The organism is Promicromonospora soli (assembly GCF_014653785.1).
Taxonomy (GTDB): domain Bacteria; phylum Actinomycetota; class Actinomycetes; order Actinomycetales; family Cellulomonadaceae; genus Promicromonospora; species Promicromonospora soli.
The window spans coordinates 894,311-909,695 of record NZ_BNAS01000001.1 but is presented as its reverse complement, the minus strand read 5'-3'; the positions used below and the strand labels follow the sequence as shown (position 1 = coordinate 909,695).

The window sequence follows — 15,385 nt, the reverse complement described above, 5'->3', positions numbered from 1 at the left end:
TCGGGGCTGGCAGCATGTGCGCATGACTTCCGACCTCAGCGTGTGGCGCGTCCGGCCCGAACCTGGCCCGCTCGTGGCCCCTACCGGCTCCGGCGTGCTCGACGGCGAGACCGTAGCGGTCAAGGACCTGTTCGCCGTCGCCGGGCAGCGGACGGGCGCCGGGAACCCGGCCTGGCTCGCGGCGACGGACGTCGCGGAGTCGCACGCGGTCGCCGTCGCGCTGCTCCTGGAGGCCGGTGCGTCCGTCGCAGGGCTCGCGCAGACCGAGGAGTTCGCATACTCGCTGACCGGCGCGAACGCCCACTACGGAACGCCGCCCAACCCGCGCGCGCCCGGTCGGATCAGCGGCGGCTCGACGTCGGGCCCCGCTACGGCCGTGGCCTCGGGCCAGGCCGGCATCGCGCTCGGGACCGACACCGGCGGTTCGGTACGCGTGCCCGCCGCCTACCAGGGGCTCTGGGGCATCCGCCCGACCCACGGCGCGGTCCCGGCCGGCGGGCTGGTGCCGCTCGCGCCCTCGTTCGACACGGTCGGCTGGCTCACGGACTCTGCAGAGCTGCTCCGACGGGTGGGCGACGTGCTGCTGCCGCCCGACGCCGGAGTCCTGTCCGGGCAGCTCGTGGTGAGCGACGCCCTGCTGGACCTCGCCGCCCCTGAGGTGCGCGACGCCGTCGAGCAGCTCGCCCGGGATGCCGGGGCCGAGCCCGTCGACTGGGCGCCAGAGCCCACGTGGCTCGCCGCCTTCCAGACGCTGCAGGCCGCCGAGGCGTGGACCGTGCACGGGGCGTGGCTCGGCGAGCAGATGGACACGCTCGGGCCCGCGGTGCGCGGGCGGTTCGAGCGGGCACGCGCGATCGGCGCGGCGGACGCCGAGGCGGCCCGGGCCGCCGTCGTCCAGGCCAGGGCCGAGATCCGCGACCGGCTGGGGGTGCGCGTACTGGTGCTGCCGTCGACGGCGACCGTCGCGCCGCGTCCCGAGGAGGCCGAGGCCGCCCGCGAGGCCACGATGCTGCTGACCTGCATCGCGGGCATCGGCGGGCTGCCCGCGGTGTCGGTTCCGGTAACCACGACGGGCGGTCTCCCGGCGGGTGCCTGCCTGGTGGGTCCGGCGGGCTCGGACCGCGCGCTGCTCGCGCTGGCGCGCCAGGTGGCGGAACCGCTGGCGACGTAGCCGGCGTGCGAGTGGACCCGGACGGCGCGACTGTGGAAACGCAGTACGGACGGACGGGAGAAGCATCATGACCCACTACACGGCTCCTCGGCCCACCCGAGGATTCCATCAGTGGCTAGCCTTGGTGATCGGCGTTGTCTTCCTGCTGGTGGGCATCGCAGGCTTTCTCGTGACCGGTTTCGGCGGTTTCTCGGAGCACGACGAGAGCCAGACGCTCCTCGGCTTCGCCATCAACCCGTTGCACAACATCGTGCACCTGGTGATCGGCGTGCTGGGCCTCAGCCTCTGGATCACCTCCGGCAGCGCCCGCATCTTCGGCTGGCTGCTCCTGATCGGCTACGGCGCGGCGTTCGTCTACGGCCTCTACGCCGTCGACGACCCGGAGATCAACTATCTGAACATCAACGACGCCGACAACTGGCTGCACCTCGGCAGCGCGATCGCCGGTCTGCTGATCGCGGTATGGCCCGCCCGCGCGACCGTCGTCCGGCAGCCCGGAACCGCGGAGGCGATGCCGCCGGACATCAGGTGACCCTCGCTGCCGAACGTAGGGTTGGTTGCTCTGTCGGGGGCGCTTCAGCGACCAGCCCTACGTTCGGTGCTGCCGAGGCCCGGCTCGCGGCACATGGGTCGAGGAAGTTTTTACCCATCTGAAACGCGTGTCTCACCGCAGGGGACAGTTTGAAACTAGGTTTGTCTCCGTGGACCTCGCGACCTTCAATGCTCTGCCTGCCGCCGACGCCGCGGCGACGGTGCGCCCGTGCGCCGACGTCGACCCCTGGGTCGACACCGTCGTGGCGGGCCGGCCCTTCCTCTGCCGGGACACGCTCCTGCTGCACGCGATGCGCGCCGCGGCGGACTGGACGGCCGCCGACGTCGATGCCGCCCTCGCGCACCACCCGCGGATCGGCGAGCGTGCGTCGGGCGACAGCGCCGAGGCGCGCCTCTCCCGTACCGAGCAGCCCACGGCGGCAGAGGCGACTGCCGCCCGGATCGCCGAGGGCAACGCCGCGTACGAGGCGAAGTTCGGCCGGATCTTCCTGGTCCGGGCGGCCGGCCGCACCGCGGAGGAGATCCTCGCGAACCTGACCGAGCGCCTCGCCAACGACCCCGCCACGGAGGCCCTCGTCACCGCGGAGCAGCTGCGTCAGATCGCCCTGCTGCGGCTGGAGACGCTCATCGAGGAGCCCGCGGACCCCACGGAGGCGACGCCGTGAGCACCGCCTCCACCCACGTGCTCGACGCCGCCCGCGGCCTCCCGGCCGCCGGCCTGGCGGTCACCCTCGGCACCCGCCAGGCCGTGACCGACGCCGACGGCCGCATCTCCTGGGGCGAGGTCACGCCCGGCCGGCACGTCCTGACCTTCGCCGTCGGCGACTGGTTCGGGGCGCAGGACCGGGAGACGTTCTTCGGGCAGGTGGTGCTCGACGTCGTGCTCGGGCCCGACCACACCCACGTGGCCCTGCTGCTGAGCCCGTTCGCCTACACCACCTACCGGGGGAGCTGAATGTCGATAGTCCTGGGTCCCAACCAGTACGGCAAGGCCGAGGTGCGGCTCGTGCGGGTCGACCGTGACACCGCGCGGCACCGCATCACCGACCTGAGCGTCACCTCGCAGCTGCGCGGGGACTTCCGGGCCACGCACGAGTCCGGGGACAACGCGGGCGTCATCGCGACCGACACGCAGAAGAACACGGTGAACGCGTTCGCCCGGGACGGCGTCGGCTCGCCGGAGACCTTCCTGCTGCGGCTGGCGCGGCACTTCCTGCAGTCGCCGCAGATCACGGGCGGCCGGTGGCTGGCGGAGCAGTACGGCTGGGAGCGCATCACGGCCGGCGGTGAAGGCCATGACCACGCGTTCGTGCGGGGCGCGGCCGAGCGCCGGACGGCGCTGGTGCACGCCGACGACGCCGGCCTGACCGTCCTGGCCGGGCTGCGCGACGTGACGGTCCTGAAGTCCACGGGGTCGGAGTTCTCCGGGTTCCCGCGCGACCGGTACACGACCCTGCCCGAGGTCGACGACCGGATCCTCGCGACCGACGTCAGCGCCTGGTGGCGGTACGAGCCGTCGTTCACCGAGACGGCAGGCCCCGCCGAGTACGACGAGCGGTACGGGGCGGTCCGCTCGATCCTGTTGGAGACCTTCGCGGACCTGCACTCCCTGGCGCTGCAGCAGACCGTGTACGCGATGGGCAAGGCGGTGCTGGAGGCGTTCGACGACATCGCCGAGATCCGCCTGTCCTGCCCCAACAACCACCACTTCCTCGTCGACCTGGAGCCGTTCGGGCTCGACAACCCGGGCGAGGTGTTCTTCGCCGCCGACCGGCCGTACGGGCTGATCGAGGCGGCGGTCCAGCGGTCCGGCGCGCCGACGGCCGAGCACCCTGTCTGGTCGACGATCGGGGGATTCGTATGAGTCTGAGGGGCGGCGACGGCAGGAGCCTGGTCATCGCGTCGGAGCGAGTCCTGGTCGAGGGCGAGCTCCGGCCGGCGGTCCTGCGCCTCGAGGGCGACCGGATCGATCAGGTGTGGTGGGGAACCTCCGACCCGCATGCCGTCCTGGGGCCGGCCGACGACGTGCTGGGCGCCACCCCCTCGGCCCCGCCGGAGGTCGTCGAGCTGGGCGACCAGGTGGTGCTGCCCGGCGTCGTCGACACGCACGTGCACGTCAACGAGCCCGGCCGCACCGAGTGGGAGGGGTTCGCCTCCGCGACCCGCGCGGCGGCGCTCGGCGGGGTCACCACGATCGTGGACATGCCGCTCAACTCGCTCCCGCCGACCACCACCGTGGCTGCCCTGGAGGCCAAGCGCGCGGCGGCCGAGGCGGTGCGGGCGCGGGGCGAGCTGCACTGCGACGTCGGCTTCTGGGGCGGGGCAGTCCCCGGTAACGGCGCCGATCTCGAACCGCTCTGGGACGCGGGCGTGTTCGGCTTCAAGTGCTTCCTCGCCGACTCGGGAGTGCCAGAGTTCCCGCCGCTCGGGCGGGACGAGCTCCTGGACGCGATGGACCGGATCGCGCGGTTCGGCGGCCAGCTCATCGTGCACGCCGAGGACCCGGCGGCCCTCGCGGCCGCCCCGCACGGCGGCAGCCGCGCGTACGCGGACTTCCTGCTCTCGCGCCCGCACGAGGCTGAGACGACGGCGATCGCCGGGCTGCTCGACGGCGTCCGCGAGACCGGGACGCGCACCCACGTGCTGCACCTGTCGTCCGCGCGGTCGCTCGACCTGATCGCCGAGGCCAAGGACGAGGGCCTGCCGGTCACGGCCGAGACCTGCCACCACTACCTCGTCCTCGACGCCGAGCACATCCCCGACGGCGACGCGGCCTTCAAGTGCTGCCCGCCCATCCGCGACCACGGCAACCAGGACGCGCTCTGGGACGGGCTGCGCGCCGGGATCCTCGACTGCGTCGTCAGCGACCACTCGCCGGCGACGGCCGAGGAGAAGTACCGGGGCGCGGCACCCGGCGAGACGGACCTGCAACAGGCCTGGGGTGGCATCTCCGGCCTGCAGGCGGGGTTCCTCGCCCTGGCGGACGCCGCCCGACGCCGGGGTGTCCCGCTCGCCGACGTCTCCCGCTGGACGTCGGCGAACACCGCCGCCCTCGTGGGCCTGGACCGGGGAGCGCGTCCGAAGGGCGTGATCGCCGAGGGCGCCGCCGCCGACCTGATCGTCTACGACCCCGAGGCGACCACAACCTTCCGCGCCGCCGAGATGGCGCACCGCAACAAGATCAGCGCGTACGACGGCCTGACCGTCACCGGCGCCGTCGCGCCTCTGCTGGTCGAGCCCTCGACCGGCGGGAGCCGCGGGACACTGCTCAGGAGGCCCACATGACCCAGATCCATCCGCCCGCCCGCCTCCTCATGGGACCCGGCCCGGTCGACGCCGACCCGCGCGTGCTGCGCGCCATGGCCGCGCCGCTGGTGGGCCAGTTCGACCCGTTCATGACCGACACCATGACCGAGGCCATGGTCCTGTGGCGCACCGTCTGGGACACCGCCAACGAGCAGACGTTCCTCGTGGACGGCACCTCGCGCGCCGGCATCGAGGCGGCGCTCGTGTCCCTGCTGGAGCCGGGCGACCGGGTGCTGGTCCCGGTGTTCGGCCGGTTCGGGCACCTGCTCGCCGAGATCGGCGCGCGCGCCGGCGCCGACGTGCACACCATCGAGACGGAGTGGGGCACGGTCTTCGACCCGGGCCAGATCGAGGACGCCGTCCGCCAGGTGCGGCCCCGCCTGCTCGCCGTCGTGCACGGGGACACCTCCACGACCATGGCCCAGCCGCTCGCCGACCTCGGCCGGATCGCCCACGAGCACGACGCCCTGCTGTACGTCGACGCGACGGCCACGCTCGGCGGCAACCACTTCCACGCCGACGAGTGGGGCATCGACGCCGCGACGGCGGGGCTGCAGAAGTGCCTCGGCGGCCCGTCGGGCAGCGCGCCCGTGACGCTGTCGCCCGCGGCGGCGTCGGCCATCAACCGGCGCAAGCACGTCGAGGCCGGGATCCGCACGGCGGACGACGTGGCGCCGCACGGCGTCCCCATCCTGTCCAACTATCTCGATCTCGCGCAGATCATGGACTACTGGGGACCGCGCCGCCTCAACCACCACACCGAGGCCACGTCCATGCTGTACGCGGCCCGGGAGTGCGCACGCCTCCTGGTGACGGAGGGCATGGCCACGGCGGTGGACCGGCACGCCCAGCACGGCGCGGCCATGCTCGCCGGCGTGCTCGGGCTGGGCCTGGAGGTCTTCGGCGACGTCGGCCACAAGATGCACAACGTGGTCGCCGTGCGGATCCCCGACGGCGTGGACGGCGACGCCGTCCGCGGCGCCCTCCTGGACGACTTCGGCGTCGAGATCGGCACGTCCTTCGGCCCGCTGCACGGCGTCGTCTGGCGCATCGGGACCATGGGTTTCAACGCCCGCCGGGACGCGGTGCTCACCACGCTTGCGGCCCTGGAGCACGAGCTGCGCCGGGCCGGGTTCGGCGCCCCGCCGGGCGGCGGCGTCGCGGCGGCGCTAGCCGTCTACGACAAGGCGGCCCCGATGGACCTGCTCGCCAGCAGCTACGACACCGTCGTCGACGAGGAGGCACGTCTGTGACAGAGATCGGCACCACCGCCTGGGTCATGGCCCGGTGCGAGGACCTGACGCGCCACTCGTCGCGGCCGGACGCCCTGCAGCGCGTCTACCTGTCGCCCGAGCACTCCGCCGCCAACACGGCGGTCCGGGCCTGGATGCTCGACGCAGGCCTCGACACCGAGACCGACGCCGCCGGCAACATCTGGGGCCGGCGCTCCGCCGACGGTACGCCCCAGCGTCCCGGCACCGCGGGCGAGCCCGCCCTCGTGCTCGGTTCCCACCTGGACACGGTGCCCGACGCCGGGAAGTACGACGGCATGCTCGGCGTCGTGCTCGCCATCGCCGTCGCGCACCGTCTGCGGGACACCGTCCTGCCGTTCGCGCTGGAGGTCGTCGGGTTCTCCGACGAGGAGGGCACCCGGTTCGGCAAGGCGCTGCTGGGCAGCTGCGCGGCGTCGGGCCAGTGGGACCCCGCCTGGTGGGACCAGGCCGACGCCGACGGCGTCACCCTGCGCGAGGCGTTCGCGCGGTTCGGGCTGGCCCCGGACCGCGTGGGCGACGCCGCCCGCCGGCCCGAGGACCTGGTCGGCTACCTGGAGGCGCACATCGAGCAGGGGCCGGTGCTGGAGTCCCGGAACCTGCCGCTCGGGTACGTCACCACCATCGCCGGGGCGCGGCGGTTCGTGCTGACGATCACCGGCGAGGCCCGGCATGCGGGCGGCACGCCCTTCAGCCGACGCCGGGACGCGCTGGTCGCCGCCGCGCACCTCGTCACCCGGATCGAGGAGCTGGCCAAGGCGACCGACTGCCTGGCCACGGTCGGCGACATCCGCGTGGAGCCGGGCGCGGTGAACGTCATCCCCGGCCGGGCCGAGCTCACCCTCGACCTGCGCGGCCGGACCGACGCCGGGCGCGACGCGCTGTGGGAGGAGATCGCGGCGACCGGCCGCGGGATCGCCCAGGAGCGCGGGGTGACCTTCGAGGTCGCCGAGACCCATCGGGCGCCGTCGACCGCGTGCGCCGAACGGCTGCAGGCCGCGGTGGCGGCGGGCATCGCGGAGGCGACGCGGACGACCGTGGGCGACGTGGTCGGGCTGTGGAGCCCCGCCGGCCACGACGGCATGGCGATGGACGCCGTGACCGACGTCGGCATGCTGTTCGTGCGCTGCCATGACGGGATCAGCCACCACCCGGACGAGCACGTCGAGCCCGAGGACGTGGGCGTCGCGCTCGACGCGTACACGGCGGCGGTGCTGGAGCTGGCCCGGGTGCACGGGTCGGCCGGACCGGCCTTGGTCGAGCCTGTCGAGACCAGGTCTCCGCTCGAGACCGTCGCTCCCATCCCGGGGGAGCTCTGATGACGTCGGTCGGGGCCACGCCGCTCGAGGACCGGATCGCCGCCGGCTATCGCGAGCTGTCGCCGCAGGAGCGGCGGGCCGCCGACGCCCTGCTCGACCACCTCGGCGACCTCGGGACGTACCGCGCGACGGAGCTCGCGGCCCTCGCCGGGGTCTCCAAGGCGACCATGAGCCGCCTGTTCCGCAAGCTCGGTTACGACGACTTCGAGGGCCTGCGGGAGAACCTGCGCGTCCAGCGCGGGCGCGGCCTGCCGATAGCCGTGGACCCCTCGCCCGGCCTGCGCGAGCGGCTGGAGCAGGAGGTCAAGAACCTGGAGCGGGCCTACTCGGCGCTCGACGAGGCCGCACTGGACGAGCTCGCCGACGCGCTCGCGACGGCGCGCGACGTGGTCGTCGTCGGACGGCGGGGATCGCTCGGGCCGGCGACCCAGCTGCGGCGCAACCTGATCCAGGTGCGCGGGCGGGTGCACCTCGCGCCGGCCCCCGGCCAGTCGCTCGCGGACGACCTCGTGGGCCTCGGCCCCGAGGACGTCGTCGTGGTGGTCTCGATCCGCCGGCACGCGTTCGGAGTGGGACAGATGGTCGAGTCCCTGCTGGCCGACGGCGTCCGCGTGCTCCTGCTCGCCGACTCGAGCCTGCGGCACCTCGCCAGCCGCGTGACCTGGTGGATCGAGTGCCCGATCACCACGGAGGGCGCGTTCGACTCGCTGGTGGCGGCGGTCAGCGTGGTGGCGGTGCTCTCCGACCGCGTGCACGAGGCGCTCGACGGCGCCACCGCGCGCGTCGAGGCGATTGACGCCAGGTACGCGCTGCTGCGCGAGATCGACGAGGGGTAGGCGCCACATGGACCTTGACATCGACACCGTTCGGGTGGCGCGGACACGCGCCGACTGTGCGCTCCGGCCCGGCGAGGCGTTCCTGGGCGGGGGCACGTTCCTGTACTCGGAGCCGGTGGCAGCCGGGGTGACCGGCCTGGTGGATCTCACCGGGATGGGCTGGGAGCCGTGGTCCGTGGACGGGTCCGGGCTGCGGGTCGCCGGGACGTGCACGCTGGAGGAGCTGGTGTCCGGGCCGGGTTCGCTCGGTGGGCCGCCGGGTGTTCCGGGGCCGTACCGCGGGCTCGGCATCGTGGGGGAGTGTGTCGCGGCGCTGACGCTCTCCGCGAAGGTGGCCCGGACGGCGACCGTGGGCGGGAACCTCGCGCTGGGGCTGCCCGCCGGGTCCATGGTCGGGCTGTTCGCGGCGCTCGACGCGGTGGCGGTCGTCTGGACGCCTGATGGCGGCTCGCGGGAGGTCGCCGTGTCCGACCTGGTCACGGGGGCGGGCTCGGTAGCGCTGTCCGGCGGCGAGGTGCTCCGGGAAGTACGGGTGCCCGCGGCGGCGCTCGGGCAACGGACGGCGTTCCGGCGCGCGTCGCTGACACCTAACGGACGGACAGCGGCCATGGTGACGGGGCGGCGGATCGGGGACGACGTGGCACTGGTGCTCACGGCGTCGGTGCCGGCGCCGCACGTGCTCCTGGTCGGGGTGGACGACCACGAGGCGCTGGACCGGCGGATCGAGGGGATCGCCGGCGCCGGCGACAGCGCCTGGTACGAGGACACGCACGGATCCCCTGCGTGGCGCGCCGCGATGACGCGGCGGCTGGCGCACGAGGCGCTCGAGGAGCTGGGCGGCACGGCATGACGGCCCCAAGCACGAGGAACCACGCATGAAGATCGACGGCGCCGACGTCGCAGCCGAGCCCCGACCGGGCCAGTGCCTGCGCACCTACCTGCGCGACCAGGGCGCGACCGCCGTGAAGAAGGGCTGCGACGCAGGCGACTGCGGCGCGTGCACGGTGCTGCTCGACGGCGCGCCCGTGCAGTCGTGCCTGATCCCCGCGCACCGGGCCGTCGACGCCGACGTGGTGACGGCCGCGGGGCTGGGCCGGTTCGGACCGGGCGGCGACCCTTCCGCCGACGCCGACCACCTGCACCCCGTGCAGCAGGCGTTCGTGGCGGCAGCCGGGTTCCAGTGCGGCTTCTGCACGGCGGGCATGGTCTGCACGGTCGCGGGGATGGCGGGCGCCGAGCCGGAGCAGGCACTCAAGGGCAACCTCTGCCGGTGCACCGGTTACCGGTCGATCCGGGACGCCCTGGCCGGCCGCGTCAACACCGAGGTCGCGGAGCCGGGGCAGGCGTTCGGCCGCGCCGTCGTCGCGCCCGCCGCCGCCCGGGTCGTCAGCGGGCGCGAGCCGTACACCCTGGACGAGCCCGCGCCGCCCGGCCTGCTGCACGTCGCGGTCCTCGGCAGCCCGCACCCCCACGCCCGAATCACCCGTATCGAGACGGCGGCGGCCCGCACTGCGCCCGGCGTGCACCTGGTGCTCACCCACCACGACGTCCCCGGCACGCTGTACTCGACCGCCCGGCACGAGAACCGCCTCGACGACCCCGACGACACCCGCATCCTCGACCCGGTCCTGCGGTTCGTGGGCCAGCGGGTGGCCGTGGTCGTCGCCGAGACGCCACGCCAGGCGCGCGAGGCGGTAGCCCTGCTGGAGGTCGACTACGAGACGCTGCCCGCGGTCTTCGACCCCGAGGCCGCCCGGCAGCCAGGCGCGCCCGTGCTGCATCCCGGCAAGACAGGGGCCGAGCACCGCGTCGCGGAGGCGAGCCGGAACGTCGTCGTGCAGATTCACCAGGAGCATGCCGAGCCGGGGCACGACGGCGTCGACGCCGCCCTCGCGGCGTCGGCCGCCGCGGTGACCGGAACCTGGACCAACGATCGCGTGAACCACGTGGCGCTGGAGACGCACGGGGCGCGGTCCTGGCTCGCGCCGGGGCCGCACGGCGACGTCCTGCACGTCCGCACCTCCACCCAGGTGCCGTTCCTCGTGCGCGACGAGCTCGCCCGGCTCCTGGACCTCCCCAAGGACCGGGTCCGCGTCGTGGCCGGCCGGGTCGGCGGCGGGTTCGGCGGCAAGCAGGAGCTCCTCGTGGAGGACGTCGTGGCGCTCGCGACCCTGCGCACCGGCAGGCCGGTGCAGTGGGAGCTCACGCGCGAGCAGCAGTTCACCACCGTGCCGTGCCGGCACCCCATGCGGGTCACGGTCCGGGCGGGAGCGGACGAGGCCGGGAGCCTGACGGCGCTCGCCATCGACGTCCTGGCGGACACCGGCGCCTACGGCAACCATGCGCCAGGCGTCCTGTTCCACGGCGTGCACGAGTCCATGGCTGTCTACCGCGCCCCGAACAAGCGCGTCGACGCCGAGTCGGTCTACACGAACAACGTGCCGTCAGGTGCGTTCCGCGGGTACGGGCTCGGGCAGGTGCAGTTCGCCATCGAGGGCGCCATCGACGAGCTGGCCGCGCGGCTCGGCATCGACCCGGTCGAGATGCGGCGGCGGAACGTGATCCGGCCGGGCGACGCCTTTGTCGTAGGGCAGCCGGTGGACGGGGACCTGGAGTACGGGTCCTACGGGCTGGACCAGTGTCTTGACCTCGTCGAGCGAGCGCTGGCCCGGCGGCCCTCGGAGCCTGTCGAGACCGGGCTGAACGAAGAGTGGTCGGTCGGGCGCGGGATCGCGCTCGCGATGATCGCCACCATCCCGCCGCGCGGGCACTTCACGCACGCCCGGGTCTCCTTGGCGGCCGACGGCGACTTCGTGGTCGACGTCGGGACCGCCGAGTTCGGCAACGGCACCACGACGGTGCACGCCCAGATCGCGGCCACGGAGCTCGGGGTGCCGACCGCCCGGGTTCGGGTGCGGCCGTCCGACACGGCGACCGCCGGGTACGACACGGGCGCATTCGGGTCGGCGGGCTCGGTGGTAGCGGGCCTGGCGGTCCAGCGCGCGGCACGCGCCCTGCACGCCCACCTCACCACGGTTGCGGGCGCGAATATTGCGCCTATACCGGGACATGAAGACGCAACGATCACGCCCACAGCCGAGGGGGGTGTCTCCGCCGAGGCCACGCATGACGGGTCGCCCCGGTCGGTGGCTTTCAACGTGCACGGGTTCCGGGTGGCGGTGCACCGGGAGACCGGCGAGGTGCGGATCCTGCAGTCGGTGCACGCCGCCGACGCCGGAGTCGTGATCAATCCGGAGCAGCTCCGCGGGCAGATCGACGGCGGGGTGGCGCAGGCGTTCGGCTCGGCGACGACCGAGCGCATGGTGGTGCGCGACGGCGTCGTCGTGACGCGCACGCTGCGGCACTACCGGGTGCCCCAGCTGGCGGACATCCCGGTCACGGAGGTGCTGTTCGCCGACACGGTCGACCGCCTCGGGCCCAGCGGCGCGAAGTCGATGAGCGAGGCCCCGTACAACCCCGTGGCCCCGGCGCTGGCGAACGCGATTGCGGACGCCACGGGGGTGCGCCCGCGTGACCTGCCGATACAGCGGGACCGGCTCTGGGAGCTGTTGCGCGCTACCGAGTCCTGACCGGCTGGTCCTCGGGAATCGCGCAGTCGATGCGTTTCGTCCCACACCTTGGATCAAACGGACAAAGCGACTATTGACAGCGACGAGTCGCGCTCGGCAGACTGTGCGGGTCGCCGGATGTTAGCGCTCACATCTCCGTCGTGCACCACCTTCGTCACCGCAGCCGAAGGACCGCGAGTACACAGCGCAGTGATCGCGCCGGGCGAACGCCCGCTGGTCGTCGCGCGCTCGCGGCCCGCCCCACCCGGAGGGAACCACCGATGTCCTTGCGCCACCGCCTTCTCGCGGCGTCCACCGCACTTGCCACTGCCGCCGTCGGCGCGCTCGTCGCCGTGAGCCTCACCGCGTCGCCCGCAGCCGCCGCCGACGACTACTCCGCCTACGTCATGGGCTACTTCAAGGAGTCGCCCAACGCGTCCGGCGACAGCTACGCCCTGCACCTCGCGGTCAGCCGTGACGGCCTGGACTGGATGCCGCTGAACCAGAACGACCCGGTCGCCACGCCTACGGAGGGTATGGGAGGTCTGCGCGACCCGTACCTCCTGCGCAAGCAGGACGGCACGTTCGTGGCGCTCGCGACCGACCTCAAGGGGCGCGTCTTCAACTTGGACAACCAGTACATCCACGTGTGGGACTCGACGAACCTGACCAGCTTCACGGGTTACCGGCGGGTCAAGCTGCACTCCATGGCGACGCACTCGTGGGCGCCGGAGGCGTTCTGGGTGCCCTCCCGGAACCAGTACGCGGTGATCTACTCCGCGTACAACGGCACCCGCGACGTGTTCATGGTCAACTACACGACCGACTTCGTGGACATGGGCACCCCGGAGGTCTTCTTCGACCCGGGGTTCAGCGTCCTGGACGGCGACGTCCTGGTCGACGGTTCCACGTTCTACCTGTCCTACAAGAATCTCAGCGACAGCAATCTGTACGTCGCGCGCTCGACCACCGGGGCTCCGAACAGCTTCACCACGATCAGCGGCGGACTGCGGCAGGGCGACGCGATCGAGGCTCCGGTGCTGGTCAAGTCGAACACGAGCAGCACGGTCTGGCTGTGGGGCGACTCGTTCGCGCCGGCCAACGCCGTCGTCTACGGCTGGCAGACCACGAACGTCGACGGCGGCTCGTGGTCGGCGATGAACCAGCGGGCGTTCACCCCGCCGATCAACGCCAAGCACGTGACGATCACCCCGATCACGTCGGCCGAGCACGATGCGCTGGTCGACCGCTGGGGCGCCCCGAGCTGGAACCGGCTGAAGTCGTCCAACTACCCGGATCGCTACGTGCGGCACGCGGGCAACCTCGCGCGGATCGACCCGTTCCCCATGGACCCGACTGCCGACCAGCAGTGGCGCGTCGTCCCGGGACTGGCTGACTCCGCCGGGGTGTCCTTCGAGTCCGTCAACTTCCCGGGCAGGTACCTGCGGCACTCCGCGTACAACCTGCGGCTCGACCCGAACGACGGCACCTCGATCTTCCGCGCCGACGCGACGTTCTACCCCACCGCGGGGCTCGGGGACAGCTCCTGGACGTCGTTCCGGTCCTACAACTACCCGGACCGGTACATCCGCCACTCCGGGTACGCGCTGCGCATCGACGTCCTGAGCCCCAGCTCGCCGGCGACGGCCCGCCAGGACGCCACCTTCGACATCACGTACTAGACATCACGCGCTAGAAGGGGCGCGGGTCACAGCAGCCGCACCGACCGGCCGTGCGGGTCCGTGAGCGCTACCGGCTCGCCGTCGCGGGCCAGGATGAACTGGGGTGAGAGGCCCTGGGGAAGCCTGGCCGCGACGGCGGGCAGGACGGTCCAGCCCTCGTTGCTCAGCCAGACGGCGCCGCGGGTGCGCCGCAGCTCGTCCATCGTGGCTTCGAACGTCACCAGCTCGGCGGGCGTGAGGTAGTAGAGCGCCGCGGAGTTCTGCACCACGACGGTGGCCTCGGCGGGCGCGGCGGCGACCAGATCCGGCAGGGCATCGAGCAGGTTGCCGGTGACCAGGCGCGGGGGGTCCTCCGCCACCACGTGCGCGGCGGCGCGGAGCGTCTCGATCCGGTCGGTGTGCTCGGGCCAGACGAGGGCTTCGAGCCAGGCGAGGTCAGCCGGGTCGCGCACGTCCAGCGGGTTGAGGTCGATGCCGGCGCGCCATACGACGTCGGGCATCCGGATGGGGACCGGGCCCTCGATGGTGCAGGGCAGCACGACGGCGCTCGGGCCGTCGGCCGGGTCGAGGCGGGTGCGGCCGCCGTCGGGGGACGTGTACACATAGGAATACCGGTCCGGGTAGAGGCACAGCCCCGCCGACGCGCCCACCTCGATCAGCGCGACGGGGCCGTCGATCGCCGCGAGGGTCGGCAGGAGCGTGGCGCAGCGGCGCGGCTCGTTGGTCTGCGTGGCGCGTGCCCGCATCTCGCGCTCGACCTCGGGCCACGCGGCCAGCAGCCAGGTCCGCACTCCGGCCCAGCCGCCCGACGGCGCCCCCACCAGCCGCGCCGCCGCGAACAGCAGGTTGGGCTGCCGCTTGGGCTCGGGCAAGCCGTCCAGCAGGGAGCACAACTCCGGGTCGGCGGCGACGCCGCGCGCCCAGTCCTGGTAGGTGGGGGAACCGCCGTTGAGGGCCTGGCTCTCGGCGAACTGCGCGTAGACGGCGGCGGTGTCCATGCCGGTCACGGTAGCGACTCTGGGGACCGATCTCAGGACCCGTCGCCCCCTCAGATCTCGAAACAGAGGTTTCACGCGGGTGACCTGCTGGGAACCCCGTTGAAACGCAGTGGTGCGACCATCAAAGGGTGAGCAGCCATATCGAGTCCGACACACCGCCCCGGGCCTCCGTCGGCCTCGACGACGACGCCTGGCTCGCCCGCGCCATCGTGATCGCGTCCCAGAACGTGGCCGACGGCGGTGGCCCGTTCGGGGCCGTCGTCGTGCGCGAGGGTGTCGAGGTGGCGGGCGCCGGTAACCGCGTGACCCGCGACCTCGATCCGACCGCGCACGCCGAGGTCGTGGCGATCCGGGCCGCCTGCCAGGTGCTGGGCACGTTCTCGCTGGCCGGAGCCACGCTCTACGCCTCGTGCGAGCCCTGCCCGCTCTGCCTCTCGGCGGCGCTGTGGGCGCGCGTGGACCGCGTGGTGTTCGCCGCAGACCGGCACGACGCCGAGCGAGCCGGCTTCGACGACCGCGAGTTCTACGAGCTGCTCGACCGCGACCGGTCGACCTGGCCCAACCCCGTCGTCGAGCGCCGGGTCGCCCGGGCCGGCGAACCGTTCGAGGCCTGGCAGACGCACACCGCGCGTATCCCGTACTGACCCGCCCGCGGGACCACTGACCCGACAACGGGCCACT

14 protein-coding genes are annotated in these 15,385 nt (G+C 73.2%); 13 read left to right on the top strand and 1 reads right to left on the bottom strand.

Translation table 11 applies throughout. From position 1 onward, the window contains the following. The first annotated feature begins 22 nt into the window (after nt 1-22). The 12 genes from IE250_RS04135 (at nt 23) to IE250_RS04080 (ending at nt 13,706) form a co-directional block, all read left to right on the top strand. On the top strand, nt 23-1,171 hold the full coding sequence (locus tag IE250_RS04135; RefSeq protein WP_189667955.1) for an amidase family protein: 1,149 nt from the start codon (nt 23-25) through the stop codon (nt 1,169-1,171). Nucleotides 1,172-1,238: 67 nt separating this feature from the next. Then, complete coding sequence (locus IE250_RS04130; protein ID WP_189667954.1) at nt 1,239-1,703, top strand: DUF4383 domain-containing protein; 465 nt, start codon at nt 1,239-1,241, stop codon at nt 1,701-1,703. Between the two features lie 169 nt (nt 1,704-1,872). After that, on the top strand, nt 1,873-2,388 hold the full coding sequence (gene uraD, locus IE250_RS04125) for a 2-oxo-4-hydroxy-4-carboxy-5-ureidoimidazoline decarboxylase (RefSeq protein ID WP_189667953.1): 516 nt from the start codon (nt 1,873-1,875) through the stop codon (nt 2,386-2,388). Then, nucleotides 2,385-2,678, top strand: a complete 294-nt coding sequence (locus tag IE250_RS04120; protein ID WP_189667952.1) for a hydroxyisourate hydrolase — start codon at nt 2,385-2,387, stop codon at nt 2,676-2,678. The genes uraD and IE250_RS04120 overlap by 4 nt, the downstream gene beginning before the upstream one ends. Next, a complete protein-coding gene (pucL, locus tag IE250_RS04115; protein WP_189667951.1) occupies nt 2,679-3,587 on the top strand; it encodes a factor-independent urate hydroxylase in 909 nt (302 codons plus the stop codon). Continuing rightward, a complete protein-coding gene (gene allB, locus IE250_RS04110) occupies nt 3,584-5,008 on the top strand; it encodes an allantoinase AllB (RefSeq protein WP_229872115.1) in 1,425 nt (474 codons plus the stop codon). The genes pucL and allB overlap by 4 nt, the downstream gene beginning before the upstream one ends. Beyond that, on the top strand, nt 5,005-6,282 hold the full coding sequence (locus tag IE250_RS04105; protein WP_189667950.1) for a pyridoxal-phosphate-dependent aminotransferase family protein: 1,278 nt from the start codon (nt 5,005-5,007) through the stop codon (nt 6,280-6,282). The genes allB and IE250_RS04105 overlap by 4 nt, the downstream gene beginning before the upstream one ends. Then, a complete protein-coding gene (locus tag IE250_RS04100; RefSeq protein WP_189667949.1) occupies nt 6,279-7,619 on the top strand; it encodes an allantoate amidohydrolase in 1,341 nt (446 codons plus the stop codon). Before IE250_RS04105 ends, IE250_RS04100 begins: the two co-directional genes overlap by 4 nt. Continuing rightward, a complete protein-coding gene (locus IE250_RS04095; protein ID WP_189667948.1) occupies nt 7,619-8,455 on the top strand; it encodes a MurR/RpiR family transcriptional regulator in 837 nt (278 codons plus the stop codon). Before IE250_RS04100 ends, IE250_RS04095 begins: the two co-directional genes overlap by 1 nt. Before the next feature lie 7 nt (nt 8,456-8,462). Then, the gene (locus IE250_RS04090) at nt 8,463-9,305 is read left to right on the top strand and encodes an FAD binding domain-containing protein (protein WP_189667947.1); all 843 of its coding nucleotides are present in this window, start codon (nt 8,463-8,465) and stop codon (nt 9,303-9,305) included. A gap of 25 nt (nt 9,306-9,330) precedes the next feature. Further along, nucleotides 9,331-12,045, top strand: coding sequence for a molybdopterin-dependent oxidoreductase (locus tag IE250_RS04085; RefSeq protein ID WP_189667946.1), 2,715 nt, complete (start codon nt 9,331-9,333; stop codon nt 12,043-12,045). 260 nt (nt 12,046-12,305) lie between these two features. Continuing rightward, nucleotides 12,306-13,706 carry a glycoside hydrolase family 43 protein gene (locus IE250_RS04080; protein WP_189667945.1) on the top strand — a complete coding sequence of 467 codons (1,401 nt, stop codon included), beginning with the start codon at nt 12,306-12,308 and terminating at the stop codon, nt 13,704-13,706. Between the two features lie 26 nt (nt 13,707-13,732). On the opposite strand, the gene IE250_RS04075 is transcribed toward IE250_RS04080, so the two are convergent. Further along, nucleotides 13,733-14,704, bottom strand: a complete 972-nt coding sequence (locus IE250_RS04075; protein WP_189667944.1) for a DUF2332 domain-containing protein — start codon at nt 14,702-14,704, stop codon at nt 13,733-13,735. A gap of 128 nt (nt 14,705-14,832) precedes the next feature. Between IE250_RS04075 and IE250_RS04070 the strand changes: the two genes are divergently transcribed. After that, entirely contained in the window at nt 14,833-15,348 is a 516-nt protein-coding gene (locus IE250_RS04070) for a nucleoside deaminase (RefSeq protein WP_189667943.1), read from the top strand. Nucleotides 15,349-15,385: the final 37 nt, after the last annotated feature.

Excerpts from the sequence above, each read along its gene's own strand:
- IE250_RS04095 (WP_189667948.1), top strand. The coding sequence starts at position 7,619 with ATGACGTCGGTCGGGGCCACGCCGCTCGAGGACCGGATCGCCGCCGGC.
- IE250_RS04090 (WP_189667947.1), top strand. The coding sequence starts at position 8,463 with ATGGACCTTGACATCGACACCGTTCGGGTGGCGCGGACACGCGCCGAC.
- IE250_RS04085 (WP_189667946.1), top strand. The coding sequence starts at position 9,331 with ATGAAGATCGACGGCGCCGACGTCGCAGCCGAGCCCCGACCGGGCCAG.
- allB (WP_229872115.1), top strand. The coding sequence starts at position 3,584 with ATGAGTCTGAGGGGCGGCGACGGCAGGAGCCTGGTCATCGCGTCGGAG.
- IE250_RS04130 (WP_189667954.1), top strand. The coding sequence starts at position 1,239 with ATGACCCACTACACGGCTCCTCGGCCCACCCGAGGATTCCATCAGTGG.
- pucL (WP_189667951.1), top strand. The coding sequence starts at position 2,679 with ATGTCGATAGTCCTGGGTCCCAACCAGTACGGCAAGGCCGAGGTGCGG.
- IE250_RS04135 (WP_189667955.1), top strand. The coding sequence starts at position 23 with ATGACTTCCGACCTCAGCGTGTGGCGCGTCCGGCCCGAACCTGGCCCG.
- IE250_RS04075 (WP_189667944.1), bottom strand. The coding sequence starts at position 14,704 with ATGGACACCGCCGCCGTCTACGCGCAGTTCGCCGAGAGCCAGGCCCTC.
- IE250_RS04105 (WP_189667950.1), top strand. The coding sequence starts at position 5,005 with ATGACCCAGATCCATCCGCCCGCCCGCCTCCTCATGGGACCCGGCCCG.
- IE250_RS04080 (WP_189667945.1), top strand. The coding sequence starts at position 12,306 with ATGTCCTTGCGCCACCGCCTTCTCGCGGCGTCCACCGCACTTGCCACT.